The organism is Klebsiella sp. JN_Kp122 (assembly GCF_040062085.1).
GTDB lineage: Bacteria > Pseudomonadota > Gammaproteobacteria > Enterobacterales > Enterobacteriaceae > Klebsiella > Klebsiella aerogenes.
This window is the reverse complement of the sequence record NZ_JBEAHW010000028.1, coordinates 17033-40148: the sequence shown is the minus strand read 5'-3', so window position 1 is coordinate 40148 and position 23116 is coordinate 17033. Positions and strand designations below refer to the sequence as shown.

The 23116-nt window shown below is 60.1% G+C and carries 22 protein-coding genes; 13 read left to right on the top strand and 9 right to left on the bottom strand.

Going from position 1 to position 23116, the window contains the following annotated elements:
* Positions 1-120: 120 nt before the first annotated feature.
* Genes hypE through hypA form a run of 5 tightly spaced genes read right to left on the bottom strand, consistent with a single transcriptional unit; the run spans position 121 to position 3735 of the window.
* The gene (gene hypE / locus ABLU78_RS12865) at positions 121-1131 is read right to left on the bottom strand and encodes a hydrogenase expression/formation protein HypE (protein ID WP_045412509.1); all 1011 of its coding nucleotides are present in this window, start codon (positions 1129-1131) and stop codon (positions 121-123) included.
* Positions 1128-2249 (bottom strand): hydrogenase formation protein HypD, encoded by a 1122-nt coding sequence (gene hypD / locus ABLU78_RS12860; RefSeq protein ID WP_020078097.1) that lies wholly within the window; start codon positions 2247-2249, stop codon positions 1128-1130. Before hypD ends, hypE begins: the two co-directional genes overlap by 4 nt.
* Positions 2249-2521 (bottom strand): HypC/HybG/HupF family hydrogenase formation chaperone, encoded by a 273-nt coding sequence (locus tag ABLU78_RS12855; protein WP_015370021.1) that lies wholly within the window; start codon positions 2519-2521, stop codon positions 2249-2251. The genes hypD and ABLU78_RS12855 overlap by 1 nt, the downstream gene beginning before the upstream one ends.
* Positions 2512-3384, bottom strand: a complete 873-nt coding sequence (gene hypB / locus ABLU78_RS12850) for a hydrogenase nickel incorporation protein HypB (protein ID WP_015370022.1) — start codon at positions 3382-3384, stop codon at positions 2512-2514. Before hypB ends, ABLU78_RS12855 begins: the two co-directional genes overlap by 10 nt.
* A 6-nt stretch (positions 3385-3390) precedes the next feature.
* A complete protein-coding gene (hypA, locus tag ABLU78_RS12845; protein ID WP_015370023.1) occupies positions 3391-3735 on the bottom strand; it encodes a hydrogenase maturation nickel metallochaperone HypA in 345 nt (114 codons plus the stop codon).
* Between the two features lie 212 nt (positions 3736-3947).
* Here hypA and hycA point away from each other — a divergent pair, with 212 nt between their 5' ends.
* The 9 genes from hycA to hycI all read left to right on the top strand — a co-directional run bounded on the left by hycA (position 3948) and on the right by hycI (position 11773).
* Positions 3948-4397: a formate hydrogenlyase regulator HycA gene (gene hycA / locus ABLU78_RS12840; protein WP_015370024.1), complete on the top strand. Its 450-nt coding sequence runs from the start codon at positions 3948-3950 to the stop codon at positions 4395-4397.
* Positions 4398-4479: 82 nt separating this feature from the next.
* Positions 4480-5088 (top strand): 4Fe-4S dicluster domain-containing protein, encoded by a 609-nt coding sequence (locus ABLU78_RS12835; RefSeq protein ID WP_015370025.1) that lies wholly within the window; start codon positions 4480-4482, stop codon positions 5086-5088.
* Positions 5085-6911, top strand: coding sequence for a formate hydrogenlyase subunit 3 (hycC, locus tag ABLU78_RS12830; protein ID WP_045412506.1), 1827 nt, complete (start codon positions 5085-5087; stop codon positions 6909-6911). Before ABLU78_RS12835 ends, hycC begins: the two co-directional genes overlap by 4 nt.
* A gap of 2 nt (positions 6912-6913) precedes the next feature.
* Positions 6914-7837: a respiratory chain complex I subunit 1 family protein gene (locus ABLU78_RS12825; protein WP_045412503.1), complete on the top strand. Its 924-nt coding sequence runs from the start codon at positions 6914-6916 to the stop codon at positions 7835-7837.
* Between the two features lie 16 nt (positions 7838-7853).
* Positions 7854-9563 carry a formate hydrogenlyase subunit HycE gene (gene hycE, locus ABLU78_RS12820; RefSeq protein ID WP_015370028.1) on the top strand — a complete coding sequence of 570 codons (1710 nt, stop codon included), beginning with the start codon at positions 7854-7856 and terminating at the stop codon, positions 9561-9563.
* 9 nt (positions 9564-9572) lie between these two features.
* The gene (locus tag ABLU78_RS12815) at positions 9573-10115 is read left to right on the top strand and encodes a formate hydrogenlyase complex iron-sulfur subunit (protein WP_015370029.1); all 543 of its coding nucleotides are present in this window, start codon (positions 9573-9575) and stop codon (positions 10113-10115) included.
* Positions 10115-10882, top strand: a complete 768-nt coding sequence (locus tag ABLU78_RS12810; RefSeq protein WP_015703259.1) for an NADH-quinone oxidoreductase subunit B family protein — start codon at positions 10115-10117, stop codon at positions 10880-10882. The genes ABLU78_RS12815 and ABLU78_RS12810 overlap by 1 nt, the downstream gene beginning before the upstream one ends.
* Positions 10879-11289: a formate hydrogenlyase maturation HycH family protein gene (locus ABLU78_RS12805; RefSeq protein WP_015370031.1), complete on the top strand. Its 411-nt coding sequence runs from the start codon at positions 10879-10881 to the stop codon at positions 11287-11289. The genes ABLU78_RS12810 and ABLU78_RS12805 overlap by 4 nt, the downstream gene beginning before the upstream one ends.
* Complete coding sequence (gene hycI, locus ABLU78_RS12800) at positions 11282-11773, top strand: hydrogenase maturation peptidase HycI (protein ID WP_048229361.1); 492 nt, start codon at positions 11282-11284, stop codon at positions 11771-11773. Before ABLU78_RS12805 ends, hycI begins: the two co-directional genes overlap by 8 nt.
* Before the next feature lie 450 nt (positions 11774-12223).
* Here the strand turns inward: hycI and ABLU78_RS12795 are convergent, their stop codons facing one another.
* Positions 12224-13648 carry a 6-phospho-beta-glucosidase gene (locus ABLU78_RS12795; RefSeq protein WP_015703258.1) on the bottom strand — a complete coding sequence of 475 codons (1425 nt, stop codon included), beginning with the start codon at positions 13646-13648 and terminating at the stop codon, positions 12224-12226.
* Positions 13649-13674: 26 nt separating this feature from the next.
* Positions 13675-15111 carry a PTS cellobiose/arbutin/salicin transporter subunit IIBC gene (gene ascF, locus ABLU78_RS12790; protein ID WP_015703257.1) on the bottom strand — a complete coding sequence of 479 codons (1437 nt, stop codon included), beginning with the start codon at positions 15109-15111 and terminating at the stop codon, positions 13675-13677.
* 267 nt (positions 15112-15378) lie between these two features.
* On the opposite strand from ascF, the gene ABLU78_RS12785 reads away from it, so the two are divergent.
* From ABLU78_RS12785 to ABLU78_RS12770, 4 genes are all read left to right on the top strand, one after another.
* Positions 15379-16392: a LacI family DNA-binding transcriptional regulator gene (locus tag ABLU78_RS12785; RefSeq protein WP_015703256.1), complete on the top strand. Its 1014-nt coding sequence runs from the start codon at positions 15379-15381 to the stop codon at positions 16390-16392.
* A gap of 134 nt (positions 16393-16526) precedes the next feature.
* The gene (gene hydN / locus ABLU78_RS12780; RefSeq protein WP_015370036.1) at positions 16527-17054 is read left to right on the top strand and encodes an electron transport protein HydN; all 528 of its coding nucleotides are present in this window, start codon (positions 16527-16529) and stop codon (positions 17052-17054) included.
* Positions 17055-17062: 8 nt separating this feature from the next.
* Positions 17063-19291, top strand: a complete 2229-nt coding sequence (gene hypF, locus ABLU78_RS12775; protein ID WP_171824316.1) for a carbamoyltransferase HypF — start codon at positions 17063-17065, stop codon at positions 19289-19291.
* A 1-nt stretch (position 19292) separates the two neighbouring features.
* Positions 19293-20306 carry a HoxN/HupN/NixA family nickel/cobalt transporter gene (locus ABLU78_RS12770; RefSeq protein ID WP_042895005.1) on the top strand — a complete coding sequence of 338 codons (1014 nt, stop codon included), beginning with the start codon at positions 19293-19295 and terminating at the stop codon, positions 20304-20306.
* 191 nt (positions 20307-20497) lie between these two features.
* Here the strand turns inward: ABLU78_RS12770 and norW are convergent, their stop codons facing one another.
* Together norW and norV are read right to left on the bottom strand one after the other, a co-directional pair.
* Positions 20498-21631: an NADH:flavorubredoxin reductase NorW gene (norW, locus tag ABLU78_RS12765; RefSeq protein WP_032712394.1), complete on the bottom strand. Its 1134-nt coding sequence runs from the start codon at positions 21629-21631 to the stop codon at positions 20498-20500.
* Positions 21628-23076: an anaerobic nitric oxide reductase flavorubredoxin gene (norV, locus tag ABLU78_RS12760; protein ID WP_048229357.1), complete on the bottom strand. Its 1449-nt coding sequence runs from the start codon at positions 23074-23076 to the stop codon at positions 21628-21630. The genes norW and norV overlap by 4 nt, the downstream gene beginning before the upstream one ends.
* Between the last annotated feature and the right edge of the window lie 40 nt (positions 23077-23116).

The following is a 23116-nucleotide window of genomic DNA, read 5'->3' as shown; positions in this document are numbered from 1 at the left end:
GCCGCAGCGCGGCGCAGAATAAAGAGATGAATCAAATAATAGTCTGTTAATAAAACAATTGTTGCCGCCGTTGAGGTCGCCCCGATATGGCGACTGCCACCTTCCGGGCCCGTTCAGTCGTTAGCAAATTCTCGGCAGCGGTTCGGCGTGGGGAAGATCGAGCGTCCGTTTAACGCCATATAACCCGACAGAGCGCACGCCGGCCCGCTCGACAACGTCGCCAATTATCGCGGCATTCTGTCCGAGCGGGTGAGACCGTAAATGCTCAAGTACGCGCGGCGCGGCTTCTCTGGCGACGGCAATCACCAGTTTACCTTCGTTGGCGAAATTCAGGGCGTCCAGCCCCAGCAGTTCGCAGACGCCGCGCACCGTATCGTTGACCGGCAGCTTCGCTTCATGCAGTTCGATACCGCAGCCGCTGGCGGCGGCGAACTCGTGCGCCACCGCGTTGACGCCGCCGCGGGTGGCGTCGCGTAGCGCTTTAATGCCCGGAATCTCGCGCAGGGTCTGGATAAGCGGCGTCAGCACTGCGCAGTCGCTGGATAACGCGCCGTCCAGCCCCAGCTGTTCGCGCAGGTTAAGAATGGTGGCGCCGTGATCGCCGAGCGTGCCGCTGACCAGCAGCACATCGCCGGCGCTAATCTGCTGCGCTCCCCAGTGAATATCGCCGGGGATGGCGCCAATACCGGCGGTATTGATGAATAATTTATCCGCGGCGCCGCGCGGCACCACTTTGGTATCGCCGGTCACAATGGCAATCCCGGCCTGCTGAGCGGTAGTTGCCATACTGCGCACCACCGCTTCCAGCGTCGCCATCTCCAGCCCCTCTTCGAGGATAAACCCGCAGGAGAGATAGCGCGGCAGGGCGCCGCTGACCGCCACGTCGTTGGCGGTGCCGCAGACCGCCAGCTTGCCGATATCGCCGCCGGGGAAAAACAGCGGGTCAATGACGTAGCTGTCCGTTGAGAAGGCCAGCCGATCGCCCTGGGCGGCAAGCCCGGCGAGATCTAAACGCGCCTGATCTTCCTGTTCGGCCAGCCAGGGGTTGGCGAAGGCCTGCATAAACAGCTCGCCAATGAGTTGCTGCATTGCCTGACCGCCGCTACCGTGAGCTAACTGAATGCTTTTCATGCTTTATTTTCCTGACTGCGATATTGATACCAGGCGGCGCAGGCGCCCTCTGAGGAGACCATCAGCGCGCCAAAGGCGCTCTGCGGATTGCAGACGCGGCCAAACAGCGGACACTGGTGTGGTTTACAACGCCCGGTCAGCACTTCACCGCAGCGGGCGCGCGGGTCATCGCAAACGCGCTGCGGCGCCGGGCGGAAATGGGCCTCGGCGTCAAAGCGTTGATAATCTGGCGTCAGGCAAACGCCGGAATCGTTGATCGTCCCCAGGCCGCGCCATTCGCTATCGCCGCTCAGGCAAAAGACTTCGGCGATTGCCGCCTGCGCCAGCGCGTTACCGGCATCCGGCACCACGCGACGGTACTGATTCTCTACCTGACTGCGCTGCGCTATTTTCTGCTCAACCAGCATGATCACGCCTTGCAGTAGATCAACTGGTTCAAATCCAGCAACGACTAATGGCCGATGATAGTCGCTGGCGATGAAACCGTAGGCGTCGGTGCCAATCACCATACTGACGTGGCCGGGGGCGAGAAACGCATCGATACCGTTGTCCGGCTGGTCCAGCAGGCTGCGCAGCGTTGGCAGCAAGGTGATGTGCTGACAGAAAAAGTAGAAGTTGTCGACGTTGCGCTCGCGGGCCTGACGCAGCGTCAGCGCGGTGGCGGGCATGGTGGTTTCGAAACCGAGACCAAAAAAAACTACCTCGCGCTGCGGATTCTGCTGCGCCAGCCGCAGGGCGTCCATCGGCGAGTAAACGATTCGCACATCGGCGCCGCGACTCTTTGCCTGCAGCAGCGACCCGTTTTTTCCCGGCACGCGCATCGCATCGCCAAAGGTGCAGAAAATCACCCCCGGACGGCTGGCTATCTCGATACACGCATCAATGCGGCCCATCGGCAGAACGCACACCGGGCAGCCGGGGCCGTGAATAAATTCAATATTGTTCGGTAATAGCTGGTCGAGGCCGAATTTGAAGATGGCGTGGGTATGGCCGCCGCAGACCTCCATCATCCGCAGCGGGCGGGCTTCACTGTAGTCCAGCAGCCGGGCGCGCTGCTGCAGATGTTCGACCAGCTGCAGCACCTGCTCCGGCGCGCGGTATTCATCAACAAAACGCATTATCGCTCCTCGCCGTATAGCAGCGCGCCGACGTCCGGTTCCACCTCGAACATGTTTTGCAGCGCGTCGAGGGTATCGCGCGCTTCGGCTTCGTTAATCACGCTCATGGCGAACCCGACGTGGACCAGCACCCACTGGCCGATGCGCGGCTGGCCCTGTTCATCGACGGCGCCGACCAGGGTCAGATCGACTTCGCGCTGAATGCCGCACACTTCCACCTTCGCCATCACCCCGTCAATCGTGCGAATTTGCCCCGGAATGCCTATGCACATCGCTGCGTCTCCAGCCAGTTAAGCCACTGGTCCATGCCTTCGCCGCTGGTGGCGGAGAGCAAAATAATCTCGATATGCGGATTCACTTCCCGCGCGCAGGCGAGGCATTTCTCAACGTCAAAGTTGAGATACGGCAGCAGGTCGACTTTGTTGAGCAGCATCAGGCTGGCGGCGGCAAACATATGCGGATACTTCAGCGGTTTATCTTCTCCTTCGGTGACCGACAACACCGCCACTTTATGGCGTTCGCCAAGATCGAAGCTGGCCGGGCAGACCAGGTTACCGACGTTTTCGATAAACAGAATGCCGTTATCGCCAGCCGGCAGGCGCGCAGAGGCGTCGGCAATCATTTGCGCATCGAGATGGCAGCCCTTGCCGGTATTGACCTGAATCGCCGGCGTGCCGGTGGCGCGGATGCGCGCGGCATCGTTGACCGTCTGCTGATCGCCTTCAATGACCGCGCAGTCGACGATGCCTTTCAGGCGGGTCAGGGTTTCGGTGAGCAGGGTGGTTTTACCGGAGCCGGGACTGGAGACCAGATTTAGCACCAGTTGGTTATTCGCCGCGAAGCGCGCGCGGTTGCGCGCCGCCAGGCGGTTGTTTTTATCCAGCACGTCGATTTCGACTTCCAGCATCCGCCGCTGGCTCTGGCCCGGCGCGTGGGTACCGGCTTCGCCGTGGCCGTAATGCAGATCGCCTTGCGCGCTGCGGGTCGGGGAGAAGTTATCGGTTTTCACGCCGGTGATGGTCATGGTCTGGCGCGGGGCGGGGGCAAAGGGGGCGCTGCGAAACGCCGAGTGCGGGTTATGTTCATCGCCTTCGATATAAAGGTTGCCTTCTCCGCAGCCGCATGTCGTACACATAATCTTTTACTCCAATTCTAAACGCTGAATCTGTAAGCCATCATCCGCCACGATCTGCAACTGGTCGTTATCGCAGTGCGGGCAGCGGCGGACGTGCTGAGAGACAAGATGCACATACTGCTGACAGCGTTCACACCAGCATTCGGCCTGTTGCTCGGCAATGTGCAGCGCGCAGCCTTCCGCCAGCGTGCCGCGGCACACCAGTTCAAAACAGAAGGTGAGGGCGCTGGCCTCCACGCAGGAAAACGCGCCGACCTTCAGCCACACGCCGGTGACCCGGCGCGCGCCGTTTTGCCGCGCCTGTTGCTCAATAATTTCCAGCGCCCGCTGGCTTAGCGTGATTTCGTGCATGTTGGCCTCCGTTAATACTATGGCGGCTATATGCAATAACGATGCCAGGAGACCATAAACGGCGGGGGAACTGTCGATGACGACGACGTGCGGCTGTCATCGACATGTCGTGATGGCGCGTGGTTTTATAATAATTCCTTTAAATTCAAACAAATAAACTTTGGCATGGAAAATGCTTAACCGGTGCATCTCATGTAACGGGAGGATCCGGGATGACAATTTGGGAATTAAGTGAAAAGGCGGACTACATCGCCGATCGTCACCGCCAGCATCAGGAGCAGTGGCACACCTACTGCAACTCGCTGGTTCAGGGCATCACCCTGTCGAAAGCGCGTCTGCATCACGCGATGAGCTGCGCGCCGGACAAAGAGCTGTGCTTCGTGCTGTTCGGCCACTTTCAGGTATATGTCGCGCTGGCGGAAGGCTTTAACAGCCACACCATTGAATATTACGTAGAAAGCAAAAATGGCGATGACAAACGGCTGATCGCCCAGGCGACGCTGGATGCGGAAGGCGTAATTGACGGTCGCATCAGTAACCGTTCCCGCGAAGCGGTGCTGGAACACTACCTGGCGATCATCGCCACCGTCTATGACCGCCTGTATGAGGCCATGGAGCGCGACCAGCCGGTGGATTTAAGCCATCTGGCGCAGGTCCATTAATTATGAAGTGTCGACAAGTGTCGAAACCGACACCTGCGCGGCCTGATTTCGTCAAAAGTGACTTTCACCCGAGGATGACCCGGTGAACCGTTTTGTAATTGCTGATTCCAGCGTCTGTATCGGCTGCCGCACCTGCGAAGCCGCCTGTTCCGAGACGCACCGCCAGTATGGCCTGCAAAGTATGCCGCGCCTGCAGGTCATGCGTAATGAAAAAGAGTCTGCGCCGCAGATGTGCCACCACTGTGAAGACGCGCCTTGCGCCGCGGTGTGCCCGGTCAACGCCATTACTCGCGTTGACGGCGCGGTACAGCTGAATGAAAGCCTGTGCGTGAGCTGCAAACTGTGCGGCATCGCCTGCCCGTTCGGCGCGATTGAATTCTCCGGCAGCCGCCCGTTGGATATTCCCGCCAACGCTAACACGCCGATGGCGCCCGCCGCGCCGCCGGCTCCGGCCCGCGTCAGCTCGCTGCTCGATTGGGTGCCTGGCGTTCGCGCTATCGCCGTGAAATGCGACCTCTGCCACTTTGATGAGCAGGGCCCGGCGTGCGTGCGGACCTGTCCGACCAAAGCCTTAGTGCTGGTGGATATTCGCGACATTGCTAAGTCCAGCAAGCGTAAGCGCGAACTGACCTTTAATACCGACCTCGGCGATTTGTCGCTGTTTCAGGCGCAACAAGGGGGCGTGAAATGAGCGTGGTTGCATTAGTGAATCAGGCGGTTGCCTGGTATGCCGCCAGCGCGGTGCTGGCGTTTTTATTTAGTTTGCGTAAACCGCTGAGCGGCGCGATTGCCGGGATCGGCGGCGCGGTCGCCAGCGCGATGTTAATCGTCGCCGGCTTCTCGGCGCTGATCGCGCCGGAGCGGATCAACGGCGGCATGCTGCAGTATCTGCATCTGGCGATGCGGGTGGGCGGGATTAACGCTCTGTGGCTGCTGGCCATCGGCCTGTCGGCGCTGCCGATTTCGCTGTTTAACATTTCCTGGCATCGTCATCCGCAGGTCAAATCCAACGGCCTGCTGGTTAACCTGCTGCTGGCTGCCGCCACCTGCGCGGTGGTGGTGACTAACTTCGGCAGCCTGGTGGTGATGGCGGAAATCATGGCGCTGTGCGCCGCGTTCCTTACCGGCTGCGCGCAGTCCGGCAAACTGTGGTTTGCGCTGGGGCGTCTCGGTACCCTGCTGCTGGCGTGGACCTGCTGGCTGGTGTGGTCGTTCTACGGCACTCTCGATCTGGCGGCGATTAGCCAGTTGGCCGCTGGCGCGCCGCAGAACATGGCGCTGTGGCTGCCGGGTCTGCTCGGTTTTGCCCTGCTCGCCGGGGTGATCCCGCTGCACGGCTGGGCGCCGCAGGCGCATGCGGGCGCCAGCGCCCCGGCCGCCGCGCTGTTTTCTACAGTGGTGATGAAGGTCGGTCTGTACGGCATCCTGACCGTGTCGCTGGCCGGTAGCGTGCCACCGCTGTGGTGGGGCGTGCTGCTGCTGGTGTTGGGAATGATTACCGCCTTTATCGGCGGGCTGTACGCGCTGATGGAACATAATATCCAGCGCCTGCTGGCTTACCACACCCTGGAAAACATCGGCATTATTCTGCTTGGCCTCGGCGCGTTCGTCACCGGTATTGCTACCGGCAATAATGCGCTGATGGTGCTGGGCTTTATCGGCGGCATGTACCACCTGATCAACCACAGCCTGTTCAAAACCACGCTGTTCCTTGGTGCGGGGGCGGTGTGGTTCCGTACCGGGCATCGCGATATCGAGAAGCTGGGCGGCATCGGTAAAAAAATGCCGCTGATTTCACTCGCCATGCTGGTGGGGCTGATGGCGATGGCCGCGCTGCCGCCGCTGAACGGCTTTGCCGGCGAATGGGTTATCTATCAATCCTTCTTCAAGCTGAGCACCGGCGAGGTGTTTATCGGCCGTCTGCTGGGGCCGCTGCTGGCGGTTGGCCTGGCGATTACCGGGGCGCTGGCGGTGATGTGTATGGCCAAAGTCTACGGCGTCACCTTCCTCGGCGCGCCGCGCAGTAAAGAGGCGGAAAACGCCACCTGCGCGCCCTGGCTGATGACCTTAAGCGTGATGCTTGCCGCCGCGTGCTGCGTCATCGGCGGCGTGGCGGCGCCATGGTTGTTGCCGCTGGTCGGCCACGTTATTCCGTTTCCTGCGCAGGCCACAAGCGTCGTGTCGCAGCCGCTGATCGCCATTCTGCTGATTGCCTGTCCGCTGCTGCCGTTCCTGCTGATGATCTTCTTCAAAGGCGACCGCCTGCCGGCGCGCTCGCGCGGCGCGGCGTGGGTCTGCGGCTATGACCATGAACAAGCGATGGTGGTCACCGCCCACGGCTTCGCCATGCCGGTGAAAGAAGCCTTTGCGCCGCTGCTGAAGCTGCGTCACTGGTTGAATCCGGTACGGCTGGTGCCCGGCTGGCAGAACGCCGCCGCGCCCGCCTTGCTGCGCGGCGTGGCGCTGATCGAACTGGCGGTACTGGTGGTGATTGTGATTTCGCGAGGAGCCTGAGAGTGAACCTATTCGTTGCATTAATACAGGCGCTGGTACTGTTTGCCGTCGCGCCGCTGCTGTCCGGCCTGACCCGCGTTGCCCGCGCGCGCCTGCATAACCGCCGCGGGCCGGGCGTACTGCAGGAGTATCGGGATATCCTGAAACTGCTGGGCCGCCAGAGCGTGGGCCCGGACGCTTCCGGCTGGGTATTCCGCCTGACGCCGTTTGTGATGGTTGGCGTGATGCTGACCATCGCCGCCGCGCTGCCGGTGGTGACCGTAGATTCACCGCTGCCGGGGCTGGGCGACCTGATTACGCTTATCTATCTGTTCGCCATCGCCCGCTTCTTCTTCGCCATTTCCGGCCTGGATACCGGCAGTCCGTTCACCGCCATCGGCAGCAGTCGTGAAGCGATGCTCGGCGTGCTGGTCGAACCGATCCTGCTGCTTGGGCTGTGGGTCGCGGCGCAGGTTGCCGGCTCCACCCATATTAGCGCGATTACCGATACCGTTTACCACTGGCCCGCCGCGCGCAGCATCCCGCTGATCCTGGCGCTGTGCGCCTGCGCTTTCGCCACCTTTATCGAAATGGGCAAACTGCCGTTCGATTTAGCCGAGGCCGAACAGGAACTGCAGGAAGGGCCGCTTTCCGAGTACAGCGGCAGCGGTTTCGCGATGCTGAAGTGGGGCATCAGCCTGAAACAGCTGGTGGTGCTGCAGATGTTCGTCGGCATATTTATCCCGTGGGGACAGATGACCAGTTTTAGCGCGCCAGGCCTGCTGCTGGCGCTGGTGGTCGCCATCTTCAAGCTGGTGGCGGGGGTGCTGATTATCGCGCTGTTCGAAAACAGCATGGCGCGTCTGCGCTTTTGTGCCACCTCCCGCGTTACCTGGGCCGGGTTTGGTTTCGCCTTTTTAGCTTTCGTCTCCTTGCTGGTGGCGTGATTGAGAGAATTTGAGCATGTCTGAAGAAAAAATCGGTCAACACTATCTTGCGGCGCTGCACCAGGCCTTTCCTGGCGTGGTGCTGGATGAAGCCTGGCAGACCAAAGATCAGCTTACCGTCACCGTGAAGGTTAACTACCTGCCGGAAGTGGTCGAGTTCCTGTACTACAAGCAGGGGGGCTGGCTGTCGGTACTGTTCGGCAACGACGAACGTAAGTTGAACGGCCACTACGCGGTTTACTATGTGCTGTCGATGGAGCAGGGCACTAAGTGCTGGATCACCGTGCGCGTGGAAGTCGACGCTAACAAACCGGAATATCCGTCGGTGACCCCGCGCGTGCCGGCGGCGGTATGGGGCGAGCGCGAAGTACGCGATATGTACGGTCTGGTGCCGGTGGGCTTGCCGGACGAGCGCCGCCTGGTGCTGCCGGACGACTGGCCGGATGAACTCTATCCGCTGCGTAAAGACAGCATGGACTACCGCCAGCGCCCGGCGCCGACCACCGACGCGGAGACCTACGAGTTCATTAACGAGCTCGGTAGTAAGAAAAACAACGTGGTGCCGATTGGCCCGCTGCACGTCACCTCCGATGAGCCTGGACACTTCCGTCTGTTTGTCGACGGCGAGAACATTATCGACGCTGATTACCGCCTGTTCTATGTCCATCGCGGGATGGAAAAGCTGGCGGAAACCCGCATGGGCTACAACGAAGTAACGTTCCTGTCGGACCGGGTATGCGGCATCTGCGGCTTCGCCCACAGTACCGCCTATACCACCTCGGTGGAAAACGCGATGGGCATCGTGGTGCCGGAGCGCGCGCAGATGATCCGCGCCATTCTGCTGGAAGTAGAACGCCTGCACTCGCACTTGCTGAACCTTGGCCTGGCCTGCCACTTCACCGGTTTTGACTCCGGTTTTATGCAGTTCTTCCGCGTGCGCGAAACCTCAATGAAGATGGCGGAGATCCTCACCGGCGCGCGTAAAACCTACGGTATGAACCTGATCGGCGGGATTCGCCGCGATCTGCTGAAAGAGGACATGATCCAGACCCGCCAGCTGGCGCAGCAGATGCGCCGCGATGTGCAGGAGCTGGTGGATATGTTGCTCAGCACGCCGAACATGGAACAGCGCACCGTCGGTATTGGCCGTCTGGATCCAGAAATCGCCCGCGACTTCAGTAACGTCGGCCCGATGGTCCGCGCCAGCGGCCACGCCCGCGATACTCGCGCCGATCACCCGTTCGTTGGTTACGGTCTGCTGCCGATGGAAGTTCACAGCGAGCAGGGCTGCGACGTGATTTCCCGCCTCAAGGTGCGTATCAACGAAGTTTATACCGCGCTGAATATGATTGATTTCGGTCTCGACAATCTGCCCGGCGGCCCGCTGATGGTGGATGGCTTCACCTATATTCCGCACCGCTTCGCGCTGGGCTTCTCGGAAGCGCCGCGCGGCGACGATATCCACTGGAGCATGACCGGCGACAACCAAAAACTGTACCGCTGGCGCTGCCGTGCGGCGACCTACGCCAACTGGCCGACCCTGCGCTATATGCTGCGCGGCAACACCGTCTCCGACGCGCCGCTGATTATTGGCAGCCTCGACCCTTGCTACTCCTGTACCGACCGCATGACGGTGGTCGATGTACGTAAGAAGAAAAGCAAAGTGGTGCCGTACAAAGAGCTGGAGCGCTACAGCATCGAGCGTAAAAACTCGCCGCTGAAATAAGGAATCGCCATGTTTACCTTTATCAAAAAAGTCATCAAGACCGGCACCGCGACCCACTCCTATCCGCTGGAGCCTATGCCGGTGGATAAAAACTTCCGCGGCAAACCGGAACACAATCCGCAGCAGTGCATCGGCTGCGCGGCCTGCGTGAATGCCTGTCCGTCTAACGCCCTGACGGTAGAGACCGACCTGGCGACTAACCAGCTGGCGTGGCAGTTCAACCTCGGGCGCTGCATTTTCTGCGGCCGCTGTGAAGAAGTTTGCCCGACGGCGGCGATTAAGCTGTCGCAGGAGTATGAACTGGCGGTGTGGAAAAAAGAGGATTTCCTCCAGCAGTCGCGCTTTGCCATCTGTCACTGTCGGGTCTGCGAACGGCCTTTCGCGGTACAAAAAGAGATCGACTACGCTATCGCGCTGCTTAAGCACAACGGCGATACCCGCGCCGAACTGCACCGCGAAAGTTTTGAGACCTGCCCGGAATGCAAGCGTCAGAAATGCCTGGTGCCATCCGATCGTATTGAACTGACTCGCCACATGAGGGAGGCCAGCTGATGAGCAATTTATTAGGCCCGCGCGATGAAAACGGCATTCCGCTGCCGATGTCGGTGGATGAATCCATCGCCAGCATGAAGGCCTCGCTGCTGAAAAAAATCAAACGTTCCGCCTACGTTTACCGCGTCGACTGCGGCGGCTGTAACGGCTGCGAAATCGAGATTTTCGCCACCCTTTCGCCGCTTTTCGATGCCGAACGCTTCGGGATTAAAGTAGTGCCGTCGCCGCGCCATGCCGATATTCTGCTGTTTACCGGCGCGGTGACCCGCGCGATGCGTTCGCCGGCGCTGCGCGCCTGGCAATCGGCGCCGGATCCGAAAATCTGCATTTCTTACGGCGCCTGCGGCAACAGCGGCGGTATCTTCCACGATCTGTATTGCGTATGGGGCGGCACCGACAAAATCGTGCCGGTCGATGTCTATATTCCGGGCTGTCCGCCGACGCCTGCCGCCACGCTGTACGGTTTTGCGATGGCGCTTGGTCTGCTGGAGCAAAAAATCCATGCCCGCCAGCCGGGCGAGCTTGACGACCAGCCAACCGAATTGCTGCATCCCAACATGGTGCAGCCGCTGCGGGTGCGTATCGATCGCGAAGCGCGCCGTCTGGCCGGCTATCGCTATGGCCGCCAGATCGCCGACGACTATATGCGTCTACTGGGACAGGGCGATAACCAGGTACTGCGCTGGCTGGAAGCGGAGAAAGATCCGCGTCTGACCGAGATCGTCACGCACCTGAATCAGGTGGTCGAGGGGGCGCGTATCCGATGAGCGAGACGGTGGTGTTCAGTCAGCTGAGCCGTAAATTTATTGATGAGAACGACGCGACGCCGGATCAGGCGCAGCAGGTGGTCTATTACAGCCTGGCGATTGGCCACCACCTCGGCGTCATTGACTGCCTGGAGGCGGCGTTAAGCTGCCCGTGGGAGGACTATCTGGCGTGGATCGGTACGCTGGAGGCGGGCAGCGCCGCGCGGCGCAAAATGGAAGGCGTGCCGAAGTATGGCGAGATCGTTATCGACAGCAATCACGTGGCGATGCTGGCTAACGCCTTTGATAAAGCGCAGTCCGCGCAGACCCCGCAGCAGCAGGCGTGGAGTAAAACCCTGCTCAGCATGCTGCACGATATTCACCAGGAAAGCGCCATCTATCTGATGGTGAGGAGACTACGTGACTGACGTTTTACTGTGTGTCGGCAACAGCATGATGGGCGATGACGGCGCAGGCCCGCTGCTGGCGGAAATGTGCGCGGCCAATCCGATCGGCGGCTGGGTGGTGATTGACGGCGGTAGCGCGCCGGAAAACGATATCGTCGCCATCCGCGAGCTGCGCCCGACCCGGCTACTGATCGTCGACGCGACCGATATGGGGCTTAATCCCGGCGAAATCCGTATTGTCGACCCGGACGATATCGCCGACATGTTTATGATGACCACCCACAACATGCCGCTTAACTATCTTATCGATCAGTTAAAAGAGGATGTTGGCGAGGTGATTTTTGTGGGCATTCAGCCTGATATTGTCGGTTTCTATTACCCGATGACTCAGCCTGTTAAGGATGCCGTCGCGACGGTATACGCGCGGCTTGATGGCTGGCAGGAGCAGGGCGGTTTTGCCGCGCTGGAAGCGGCCGAGGAGCAGGCGTTCCCCGGCTTGCGCTAATGCTTCGCCGGGCTATAAATGGTACGGACCGTTGATATTGTTATCGTTTTGCAACCGTTTGGGTCCGGGAAAAACACGTGTTTTGTGTTAATTCAGAGCACATTGCGCTCCCGATATTTTTTCTGCGTTATGGCTCTCATGGCGCAGGGAGCGCACAGAGGGCGGCCAGTCGCCGCCGCCCTCTGTACTCCCGGGCTCTGGCCGCCAAAATCGCCACTTCGTGGTTCCTTCGACTTATCCCGGCAGGCTTCGGGTCGGGCCGAGGCAGCGTCCGTGCAAAACACGGCCCTCAGCCCGCATCCATGCGGGCTGCCCCGGCCTGCCGGGAACGTCTCAGCGATTTTGAGGCCACCAACACCGGCAGTTTCAGCCAGCGTGGTGAATAAAATAACGGCAGGTCGTACGGGCCGTAGGCCGGGTAAGGCGTAAGCCGCCACCCGGCAATACCGACTACTCCAGATCCGCCCCGTTGCTGGCGATGACCTTCTTATACCACCAGAACGATTTCTTGCGCTTGCGCGCAAGTGTGCCGTTACCGGCATCGTCGCGATCGACGTACACGAAACCGTAGCGCTTGCTCATCTCGCCGGTGGAGGCGGAGACCAAATCGATACAGCCCCAGCTGGTATAGCCGATGACCGGAATGCCGTCATCGATGGCGTCGCGCATCGCCTTGATATGCTCGCGCAGATAGCTAATGCGGTAGTCGTCGTTGATTTCGCCGTTGGCGTCAATTTCATCGCGCGCGCCGAGCCCGTTTTCCACGAGGAATAGCGGTTTCTGATAGCGGTCATACATCATGTTCATGGTGATGCGCAGGCCGAGCGGATCGATGCCCCAGCCCCATTCGCTGGCCGCAATGTACGGATTCTTCAGCGACTTGACGATATTGGCGGCGTTGGTATTGCTGGCGTTCATCTCCGCTGACGCGCAGCGCGAGGCGTAATAGCTAAAGGAGACAAAATCAACGGTGTTTTTGAGGATTTCGTCGTCGCCCGGCTGTTTGGCAATAGTGACGCCTTTCTCGCGGAATACCCGCGCGGCCCACACCGGATACGCGCCGCGTGCCTGCACATCGATAAAGAACAGGTTTTCACGATCTTTTTCCAACGCCATCCAGACATCTTCCGGTTTACAGGAATAGGGGTAGAAATTACCGCCCGCCAGCATGCAGCCGACCTGGTTTTGCGGGTTAACCTGATGGGCTATTTTTGTCGCCAGCGCGCTGGCCACCAGCTCGTGATGCGCGGCCTGGTATTTCACCTGTTCCTGATTTTCTCCCTCCTCAAATACCAGACCGGCGCCGGAGTAGGGGCTATGCAACATAATGTTGATTTCATTGAAGGTGAGCCAGTATTTCACCAGTCCGTCAAACGCTTCAAAACAGGTGCGCGCATAGTGGCTGAAAAAATCGACCATCTTCCGGTTACGCCAGGAGCCATATTCCGTCACCAGATGCATCGGTACATCAAAGTGGCACAGGGTGACCAGCGGTTCGATCCCATACTTTCTGCACTCTTCAAACATCGCACGATAGAAGGCGATACCTTCCGGGTTTGGCTGTTGTTCATCGCCGCGCGGGAACAGTCGGCTCCAGGCGATAGAGGTGCGGAAGACGCTAAACCCCATCTCCGCCATCAGGGCGATATCCTCTTTATAGCGATGGTAAAAATCGATCGCCACGTGGCTTGGGTAGAATTCATCTTCGCGAAGCGTAAAGCGCTTTTCCTGGCCCAGCTTCACCGCCAGGCGATGGGCGCCGTGCGGAATAGTATCAACGGTCGTCAGCCCTTTGCCGCCTTCAAGATAAGCGCCTTCAGACTGGTTGGCGGCCAGAGCGCCGCCCCATAAAAATCCGTGTGGAAAACTCGACATGCGTTACCTCGCGTTCAAAAAAGTGTTCAGGCGTGAGTGGCCGCGCCCTGGCGCTGTCTGGCGTCGGCGGCGGCATTTTCTACCGGGATATCTTCAAAACCGAGCAGCAGCGTCAGCACAAAGGAGAGCACCACCGACAGCGCCATCACGCCAAAGACCCAAACGATAGTCATCGGATTGGCCGGATCGAAGAACTGGACGCTGGTGAACAGCCCCGGCGCCGCCATCGAATGGCTGGCCAGCCCGGCGATTCCCGCCACCGCGCCGCAAATAAAGCCGCTGATTAAGCTGGCGACCAGCGGGCGTTTCAGACGTACCGCCACGCCGTACAGCGCCGGTTCGGAAATCCCGGCCAGAATCGCCGATGCCGCCGCCGCTAATGCGGTCTGGCGCAGCTCCGGGTTTTTGGTTTTCCACGCCACCGCCAGCGACGATCCGCCCAGCGACAGGTTGGCGCCGATTTCCGATGGCATCACCATCCCCTCTTTGCCGGTTTCGGCGATGGTTTGAATGATGGTTGGCGTAAAGACGCGGTGCATCCCGGTCATCACCAGCAGCGGCCAGAGTCCGCCCATGATCGCCACCGACAGCCAGCCGAGATAGCTATGGATCGTGTACACCAGCGCGGAGATCGCGCTGCCGATCCAAATGCCGAGCGGGCCAATCAGCAGGATCGCCAGCGGCGCGGCAATCAGCACGATCAGCATCGGTTTAAGGAAGTTTTTCGTCACCGCCGGGGTGATGCGATCGACCCAGCGTTCGATATAAGAGAGACACCAGGTCATCACCAGCGCCGGGATCACCGTGTAGGTGTATTTCACCGCGGTAACCGGAATGAAGGCGAACTCAACGTGTTCTCCCTGCGCGGCTTTAGCCATTAACTCGATGAATCCCGGATGCACCAGTACCCCGGCGATAGCGATAGCCAGCGACATATTGGTTTTGAATTTTACCGCCGCGGAAGCGGCAACCATCAGCGGCAGGAAGAAGAACGCGCCGTCGCCGATAAGCGTCAGAATGGTCAGCGTCGGCGAGCCTTTTGGCAACGCGCCGCTCATTTCCAGGATCATCGCCAGCAGTTTGACCATCGATCCGCCGATAATCGCCGGGATCAGCGGCGACATGGTGCCGATCAGCGCATCAAGGATCCCGGCGCCGACGCGTTTTAAGGTCAGCGGCGGTTTCCCCTGCGGCTCCGCCGGGCGCAACTCGCCGGGCAGCAGATTCAGCACCTCGCGATACGCCTGCGAGACGGTATTGCCGATGATCACCTGACACTGGTTATCGCTACGCACGACGCCAAGTACCCCTTGCAGCGCTTTCAGCGCCGGGGCGTCCACGCGTTGGTTATCTTTCACCACGAAGCGCAGGCGGGTCATGCAGTGGGTCACGGCAACGACATTATCTGCGCCGCCGAGCGCCGTCAGGATCTGGTTCGCCAGGGCTGCATAATTTTTAGACATCGGATTTTATCCTGTTTTATCAATAGGGTACTGATTACACGCCAGCGCCTGACGGCGGCTATGCGCGGTATATGCATAGGAAACCGGTTCCACAAAATCATGATTAGTTTCATTGAGTCATACAAGAATTAAAAAAATCACTTTGCAAATTTGTGATTTTGATCGCTTTGTGGGCAGGGGCAGAGCAACATCAGGGCGATGCCGACTGCTGAAAAACGGCGAGACGTGCAGTACACTGCAGGCAACTTAAGTTACAGGAAGAACCCCATGGCAACGATGCTGGAGGTTGCGAAGCGCGCGGGAGTATCAAAGGCGACCGTGTCGCGGGTGCTGTCGGGCAACGGCTATGTCAGCCAGGAAACCAAAGACCGGGTGTTTCAGGCAATTGCCGAAAGCGGCTATCGGCCGAATCTGCTGGCGCGTAATCTGGCGACCAAAAAAAGCCAGACTATCGGACTGGTGGTAACCAACACCCTTTATCACGGCGTTTATTTCAGCGAGCTGCTGTTTCACGTGGCGCGGCTGACGGAAGATCAGGGGCGGCAGCTGATCCTGGCCGACGGCAAACACAGCGCGCAAGAGGAGCGCGAGGCGATTCAGTATCTGCTCGATATGCGCTGCGATGCGATCATCATCTATCCGCGCTTTCTTAGCGTCGATGAGATGGATGAGATAATCGACAATCATGAGCAGCCGATCGTGGTGCTGAACCGTCGCCTGCGCCGCCACGCCAGCCACTGCGTATGGTCCGATCACAAAGCCTCGGCGCGGATGGCGGTTGAAAAGTTAATTACCAGCGGGCATCGCGACATTGCGTTTATCACCGGTTCGCTGGATTCGCCTACCGGGGTTGAGCGTCTCTCTGGTTATAAAGACGCGCTGGCAGGCCTGGGGCTTCCCGTGCGGCAAGAACTGATCGTCGAAGGGCGCTGGACGCCACAAACCGGAGCCGCCGCTGTCGAAGCGCTCTGCCAACGCGGCGTAAGTTTCAGCGCGCTGGTCGCCAGTAATGACGACATGGCGATCGGCGCGATTAAGCAACTGCACCAGCAGGGGATCGCGGTGCCGCAGCAGGTATCGGTGATCGGTTTCGATGACATCGCGCTGGCGCCGTATGTGATCCCTTCGCTCTCCAGCGTTAAAATTCCGGTCACCGAAATGATGAAAGAGAGCATCAACAGGCTGATCTTTATGCTCGACGGCGGGGAATTTAAATATCAGCAAACTTTCCCCGGCGAGCTGATTGAACGCGAGTCGTTGGCGCGCGGCCCGCATGCCTGATGTCGTCATCTGTCATCGTCAGTTGTGACGATGACAGCGGAGTTTAATTTAATTCTCTTATATTTCAATAAAATAAAAGTTGGAACGTATTATGCATAATCCGGCGCGTTAACTTCTTTCCGCTGGAGAAATGGATGAACCGTTTCATTATCGCCGATGCGAGCAAATGCATCGGCTGCCGCACCTGTGAAGTGGCCTGCGTGGTCTCTCATCAGGAAAATCAGGATTGCGCCGCGCTGACGCCGCAGTCGTTCTTGCCGCGTATTCACGTGATCAAAGGCGTCAATGTGTCGACGGCGACGGCCTGTCGTCAATGTGAAGACGCGCCATGCGCCAACGTCTGCCCGAACGGCGCCATCAGCCGCGATAAAGGCTTTGTCCACGTGATGCAGGAGCGCTGCATCGGCTGTAAAACCTGCGTCGTGGCCTGCCCGTATGGGGCGATGGAAGTGGTGGTGCGCCCGGTCGTTCGCCATAGCGGCGCCGGGTTGAACGTCATGGCGGAAAAAGCCGAAGCCAACAAGTGCGACCTGTGCCACCAGCGCGATAGCGGTCCGGCCTGCATTGAAGCCTGCCCGACCCACGCGCTGGTTTGCGTCGACCGCAACAAGCTTGAGCAGATGAACCTCGAAAAACGTCGCCGTACGGCGCTGGCCTGGTAATACGCCGCATGAACGGGGTGCAAATCCGCATTCGCGGCAAAGTGCAGGGGGTGGGTTTCCGCCCCTTCGTCTGGCAACTGGCGCGGCAAATGGCGCGCGGCGGCGATGTCTGTAACGACGGCGACGGCGTGCTGGTCAGGCTGATCGGCGACGACGGTGGCTTTTCTGCCGCGTTGGCTCGTGACTGCCCGCCGCTGGCGCGCATTGACAGCACCGACTGCATCCCGTTTCACTGGCACAGGCTTCCTCAGGATTTCACCATTCGCCACAGCGGCGGCGGCAGTATGTGCACGCAGATTGTTCCCGATGCCGCAACCTGCCCGGCGTGCCTGGCGGAGATGAACGATCCGCAAGAACGCCGCTACCGCTACCCCTTTATCAACTGTACCCACTGCGGGCCGCGTTTCACCATCATTCGCGCCATGCCATACGATCGTCCCTATACCGCGATGGCGCCGTTCCCGCTGTGTCCGCGCTGCGCTGCCGAGTACCGGCAGCCTGCCGATCGCCGTTTTCACGCCCAGCCGGTGGCCTGTGCCGATTGCGGCCCACAGCTGGGGTGGCGGGCGGGAACGCTAACGCTATTCGCTGAAGCGGCGCTGCAGGCGGCCATCGCGCGGCTGGCGGCGGGCGATATTGTGGCGATAAAAGGGATTGGCGGTTTTCATCTGGCCTGCGATGCCGGCAATAGCGAGTCGGTGGCAGCGCTGCGCGCGCGTAAACGGCGCCCGGCAAAACCGCTGGCGGTAATGCTGCCGACGGCAACGGGGTTACCCGCCGCGGCGGCAACGCTGCTGCGCTCGCCCGCCGCGCCGATTGTATTGCTGGCTAAAGCGCAGGTTCCCGGCCTGTGTGACGAGATTGCGCCAGGGCTTGCGGAAGTCGGGGTGATGCTGCCGTCTAATCCGCTGCAGCATTTACTTCTGCAGGCGCTGGCGCGCCCGATAGTGATGACCTCCGGCAACCTCAGCGGCCGCCCTCCGGCATTGAGTAATCACGAAGCGCTCACCGACTTAGCCGCTATCGCCGACGGTTTTCTGCTACATAATCGCGATATCGTGCAGCGTATGGACGATTCGCTGGTGCGCTCAAGCGGTGAGATGCTGCGCCGCGCCCGAGGCTACGTGCCGGATGCGCTGCCGCTGCCGCCGGGCCTGGATAATATTCCGCCGCTGCTGGCGCTGGGGGCAGATATGAAAAATACCTTCTGCCTGGCGCGCGGCGACGAAGCGGTGCTGAGCCAGCATTTTGGCGATCTCGGCGAGGAGGGCGTCGAGCAACAGTGGCGCAGTGCGCTGCGGTTAATGCAGAGCATTTATGCATTTGCGCCGCAACGGGTAGCGGTTGACGCCCATCCCGGCTATCGCTCGACACAGTGGGCGGCGTCAATGTCGATACCGGTCGAGCCGGTACTGCATCACCATGCCCACGCGGCGGCTTGTCTGGCGGAACACCGCTGGCCGCTCGACGGCGGCGATGTGATCGCCCTGACCCTTGATGGCATCGGGATGGGGGAAAACGGCGCGCTGTGGGGCGGCGAATGCCTGCGGGTGAGCTACCGCGAATGCGAACATCTTGGCGGCCTCCCGGCCGTCGCGCTGCCGGGCGGCGATCTGGCGGCGCGCCAGCCGTGGCGAAATTTGTTGGCCCAGTGCCTGGCATTTATTCCCGACTGGCAGTCATACCCGCAAACCGCCGCGCTGGGGCAGCGAAACTGGCCGCTGTTGGCGCAGGCCATCGAACGCGGCATTAATTCGCCGCGCGCCTCTTCCTGCGGACGGCTGTTTGATGCCGTCGCCTGCGCGCTGGATTGCGCGCCGGAAACCCTGAGCTACGAAGGCGAGGCGGCCTGTCGGCTGGAGGCGCTGGCCGCCAGCTGTCCGGGCGTCAGCCATCCGATCACGCTGCCCTGGCGCGGCGGCGAGCTGGATTTAGCCACCTTCTGGCGACAGTGGTTGCGCTGGCAGGCGACGCCCGCGCAGAAAGCCTGGGCCTTTCATGATGCGCTGGCCTGCGGGCTGGCGGCGCTGGCGCGCGACCGCGCCGCTTCCTGCAGGATCGCGACGATCGTTTGTAGCGGCGGCGTACTGCATAATCAGCTGCTCGCCGCCCGCCTCAGCGATTACCTCTCTGATTTTACTTTGCTTTTGCCGCAGCAGCTTCCTGCTGGCGATGGCGCGATCGCCTACGGTCAGGCGGTGGTGGCCGCCGCCCGCTGGCAGTCTCAAAGGATTTAAGATGATAACGATGATTTTACGCCAACAGCCGCGTGCGGCGGCGCTGGTACTGGGACTTATCGCCGCGAACGCCCTGGCCTGGCTATGGGCGTTTCAGGCGTTTGGCGACAGCGGGGCATTGATGGCCGCCAGTCTGCTGGCCTGGGGTTACGGCCTGCGCCATGCGGTCGACGCCGATCATATTGCGGCGATTGATAACGTCACCCGCAAAATGATGCAGCAGGGGCGGCGGCCGTTTGGCGTCGGGGCGTGGTTCTCGCTAGGGCATTCGTCGATCGTAGTGCTGGCGTCGGCGGCGATTGCCGCGACGGCCACCGCCTTCAGCCAGCAGATGAGCTGGCTACACGATACCGGCAGCGTGATTGGCACCGCGGTATCGGCGATGTTCCTGCTGGCAATGGCGCTGGTCAATCTGGTGATTTTGCGCAGCGTGTGGCGCAGCTTCCAGGCGTGGAAGCGCGGTGAAAAGGTCAGCGACGAAATCGTTAGCGGCGGCGGCATGATGAGCTGGCTGTTTGGCAAAACCTTCCGGCTGATAAGCCGCAGCTGGCAGATGTATCTGGTGGGCTTTTTGTTCGGTCTCGGCTTTGATACCGCCACCGAAATCGGCGTGCTGGGTATTTCCGCCGCCGGCGCGTCGAGCGGCATTTCGATTTGGTCGATAATGGTCTTCCCGGCACTGTTCGCCAGCGGTATGGCGCTGGTGGATACGCTTGATAATGTGCTGATGGTCGGCGCCTACGGCTGGGCGTTCAGCAAGCCGCAGCGCAAGCTCTATTACAATATGACCATCACCGGCACCTCGGTGGTGGTGGCACTGTTTATCGGCGGCCTGGAAGCGCTGGGGCTGTTAATGGATAAGTTCGCCCTAAGCGGCGGGGTGTGGCGCTGGGTAGGGGCGTTAAACGATAACCTCGGCGATGCCGGGTTTGTGGTGGTGGGGCTGTTCGTCGTTTGTTGGGCGCTGTCGGTGCTAAATTATCGCTGGCGCGGCTACGATAATCTGGCGCGCTAGGCTGGTTATTTTCCCGGCTTGCGCTGCGCTTAGCCGGGCTACCAGGACTGCCGGTAACGTCTCAGCGATTTTGAGGCCACCAACAGCGGCAGTTTCAGCCAGCATGGTGAATAAATTAAAGGCAGGCCGCACGGACCGTAGGCCGGGTAAGCGTAGCGCCACCCGGCAAAACAGGGTCGCCTGGACGGAAATCACCTCACCAGTTGCTTGAGCAGCGCAAAGGCTTCCTTCATTTTGTCTTCACTCACCACAAAGGCCCGCAGCTGGTTTTCGGCATCCACGCCTTTCGCCACCAGCCCCTCTTTGGCGGCCACGATATTCCACGTCAGATCGTCGCGGCGGGTGTCACCGGCCAGATGCAGCGGCAGATCCGGCGTTTTCACTTTCACCAGCATTGGCGGCAAGGTGAGCTCGCCCGTTTGCGCCAGCAGGTTTTTACTCAGGCACATGGCGCTGAGTAAAATCGGCTGCAGGAACGGCAGTACCGTACCGTTGATTTCCGCACAGTCGCCGAGCGCATAAATCGCCGGGTCGCTGGTTTGCAGTTGGTTATTGACCACCACGCCGCGGTTAATCTGCAATCCGGCATGGCGCGCCAGCGACGTTTCCGGGCGCAGGCCGGCGGCGGCCACCACCGCATCGACGGTTATCGCGCGCTGGCGATCGAGACTGACGCGAATGCCATCGGCGGTTTGCTCTAACCCCTCAAGCTGCGCCTTGAGCATCAGATGTACGCCCATCTCGGTAAGCCGATGCTGCAGGCGGCTGCTGGCCTCCGGCGGCATCAGCGCCGCCAGCACGCTGGCTGAATTGTCGACTACCGTTACCGCTTTACCGGCGCGGCAGAAATCCATCGCCAGTTCACAGCCAATCAGGCCGCCGCCGACGATCAGCACGCGCTTCGCGTCGTGCAGCTGGCTCTGCGCCGCGCCATATTCGCGCTGGCTGTTCAGCGTCAGCATCAGCTCGCGTCCCGGCACCGGCGGGATAAACGGCGTCGCGCCGGTGGCCAGCACCAGTTTGTCGTAGCGCCACTGGTTATCCTGGCTCTTCACTAACCGGTTTTCGGCGTCGATATCGCTTACCCAGGTATGGGGAAACAGACGCAGATTGTACTGCTCGGCGAACTCGCCGGCGCTTTGCAGGGTCAGATCGTCGGCCTTCTGCCCGCGGCTGATGACATGGCTGAGGTCCGGTTTGTTGTACTCATCCATGCTATCGGCGGCGATTAACGTCAGCGGGATTTGCGTATCCTGCTTACGGATATTTTTCACCAGCTGACGGGCCGCGAAGCCCGAGCCGATGATGACGATGCCATCACTCATTTTGCCTCCGTTGCCAGTACGTCAAAGACATCTTTGCCAAGAGAACACTCAGGGCAGAGGAAATTGTCCGGCACTTCATTCCACGGCGTACCCGGCTGTACATCCTGGTTAGGTTCGCCTTTCGCCGGGTCATAGACCCACTGGCACACGCTGCACTGCATCATGGGACCGAGATCGGCGGCCGCGGCGGCGGCGCAGACGCAATCCTGTGGTTCCGGCGTTGTCGCTGCTTCAGCAACCGGCAGCGGAGAGAGGGCCCACTGGCGGGCGATGTCGCGACCGTGTTGGCGGCACAGTTCCAGCGCGTCGATATCCGGGCGCCATTTGGCTTTCAGGCTCAGCGACATCTCAAAACCGGCATCCTGCAGGCGGGTGGACAGACGGTCTACCGCGCCGCCGCTCCAGCCGTGTGAGCCAAAGGCGCTGGCGCGTTTATTGCGAAAACGCAGCCCGGTCATCTCTTCCACCAGCCCGGCGATTTTCGGCATCATCACGTTGTTCATGGTGGAGGTGCCCACCAGCACGCCTTTCGAGCGGAACACATTGGTGAGAATGTCGTTTTTGTCGCTGCGGGCGACGTTGAAGATTTTTACCGCTACTCGCGGGTCGACTTCAGTGATCCCCTGAGCGATGGCGTCCGCCATCATACGGGTGTTATTGGACATGGTGTCGTAGAAAATCGTGATGCGATCTTCCTGGTAATCCGCCGCCCACTCGAGGTATTTCTCGACGATTTGCGTCGGGTTATCGCGCCAGACCACGCCGTGGGAGGTGGCAATCATATCCACCGGCAGGTTGAAGCCGAGGATTTCGGTAATTTTCGGCGTCACCAGGCGGCTGAAGGGCGTCAGGATGTTGGCGTAGTAGCGCTGGCACTGTTCGTACAGTTCAATCTGGTCCACTTCATCGTTGAACAGGTGTTCGTCGCAGTAGTGCTGGCCGAAGGCGTCGTTGCTGAACAGCACCGCGTCGCCGGTCAGGTAGGTCATCATGCTGTCAGGCCAGTGCAGCATCGGCGTTTCCACGAAGATCAGCTGTTTACCATTACCGATATCGAGAGTATCGCCGGTTTTCACCACGTGGAAGTTCCACTCAGGATGATGATGGTGGCCGTTGATCGAGTCGATGGCGTTGGCGGTGCAGTAAATCGGCGTATCCGGGATCTGCATCATCAGTTCGGTCAGCGCGCCGGCATGGTCCTCTTCGGCGTGGTTAATGACGATATAGTCGAGGTCAGCCAGATCGATTTCGCTGCGCAGGTTCTGCACGAACTCGCGGCTGAATTTATGATCGACGGTATCAATCAGCACGTTTTTCTCTTCGCGGATGAGATAGCTGTTGTAGCTGCTGCCGCGCAGCGTTTTATATTCGGTGCCGTGGAAATCACGGACTTCCCAATCGCGTTGGCCAACCCAAAGAATGTTATTTTTAACCGCAATAGACATAGCAACCTCAATCAATACAGTGTGTTTAAACTCAGTTGAT

Bases quoted from the DNA above. Each gene is read 5' to 3' on its own strand.
- hypE (WP_045412509.1), bottom strand. From the start codon at position 1,131: ATGAAAAGCATTCAGTTAGCTCACGGTAGCGGCGGTCAGGCAATGCAG.
- hypD (WP_020078097.1), bottom strand. From the start codon at position 2,249: ATGCGTTTTGTTGATGAATACCGCGCGCCGGAGCAGGTGCTGCAGCTG.
- ABLU78_RS12855 (WP_015370021.1), bottom strand. From the start codon at position 2,521: ATGTGCATAGGCATTCCGGGGCAAATTCGCACGATTGACGGGGTGATG.
- hypB (WP_015370022.1), bottom strand. From the start codon at position 3,384: ATGTGTACGACATGCGGCTGCGGAGAAGGCAACCTTTATATCGAAGGC.
- hypA (WP_015370023.1), bottom strand. From the start codon at position 3,735: ATGCACGAAATCACGCTAAGCCAGCGGGCGCTGGAAATTATTGAGCAA.
- hycA (WP_015370024.1), top strand. From the start codon at position 3,948: ATGACAATTTGGGAATTAAGTGAAAAGGCGGACTACATCGCCGATCGT.
- hycC (WP_045412506.1), top strand. From the start codon at position 5,085: ATGAGCGTGGTTGCATTAGTGAATCAGGCGGTTGCCTGGTATGCCGCC.
- hycE (WP_015370028.1), top strand. From the start codon at position 7,854: ATGTCTGAAGAAAAAATCGGTCAACACTATCTTGCGGCGCTGCACCAG.
- ABLU78_RS12815 (WP_015370029.1), top strand. From the start codon at position 9,573: ATGTTTACCTTTATCAAAAAAGTCATCAAGACCGGCACCGCGACCCAC.
- ABLU78_RS12810 (WP_015703259.1), top strand. From the start codon at position 10,115: ATGAGCAATTTATTAGGCCCGCGCGATGAAAACGGCATTCCGCTGCCG.
- ABLU78_RS12805 (WP_015370031.1), top strand. From the start codon at position 10,879: ATGAGCGAGACGGTGGTGTTCAGTCAGCTGAGCCGTAAATTTATTGAT.
- ABLU78_RS12795 (WP_015703258.1), bottom strand. From the start codon at position 13,648: ATGTCGAGTTTTCCACACGGATTTTTATGGGGCGGCGCTCTGGCCGCC.
- ascF (WP_015703257.1), bottom strand. From the start codon at position 15,111: ATGTCTAAAAATTATGCAGCCCTGGCGAACCAGATCCTGACGGCGCTC.
- ABLU78_RS12785 (WP_015703256.1), top strand. From the start codon at position 15,379: ATGGCAACGATGCTGGAGGTTGCGAAGCGCGCGGGAGTATCAAAGGCG.
- hydN (WP_015370036.1), top strand. From the start codon at position 16,527: ATGAACCGTTTCATTATCGCCGATGCGAGCAAATGCATCGGCTGCCGC.
- hypF (WP_171824316.1), top strand. From the start codon at position 17,063: ATGAACGGGGTGCAAATCCGCATTCGCGGCAAAGTGCAGGGGGTGGGT.
- ABLU78_RS12770 (WP_042895005.1), top strand. From the start codon at position 19,293: ATGATAACGATGATTTTACGCCAACAGCCGCGTGCGGCGGCGCTGGTA.
- norW (WP_032712394.1), bottom strand. From the start codon at position 21,631: ATGAGTGATGGCATCGTCATCATCGGCTCGGGCTTCGCGGCCCGTCAG.
- norV (WP_048229357.1), bottom strand. From the start codon at position 23,076: ATGTCTATTGCGGTTAAAAATAACATTCTTTGGGTTGGCCAACGCGAT.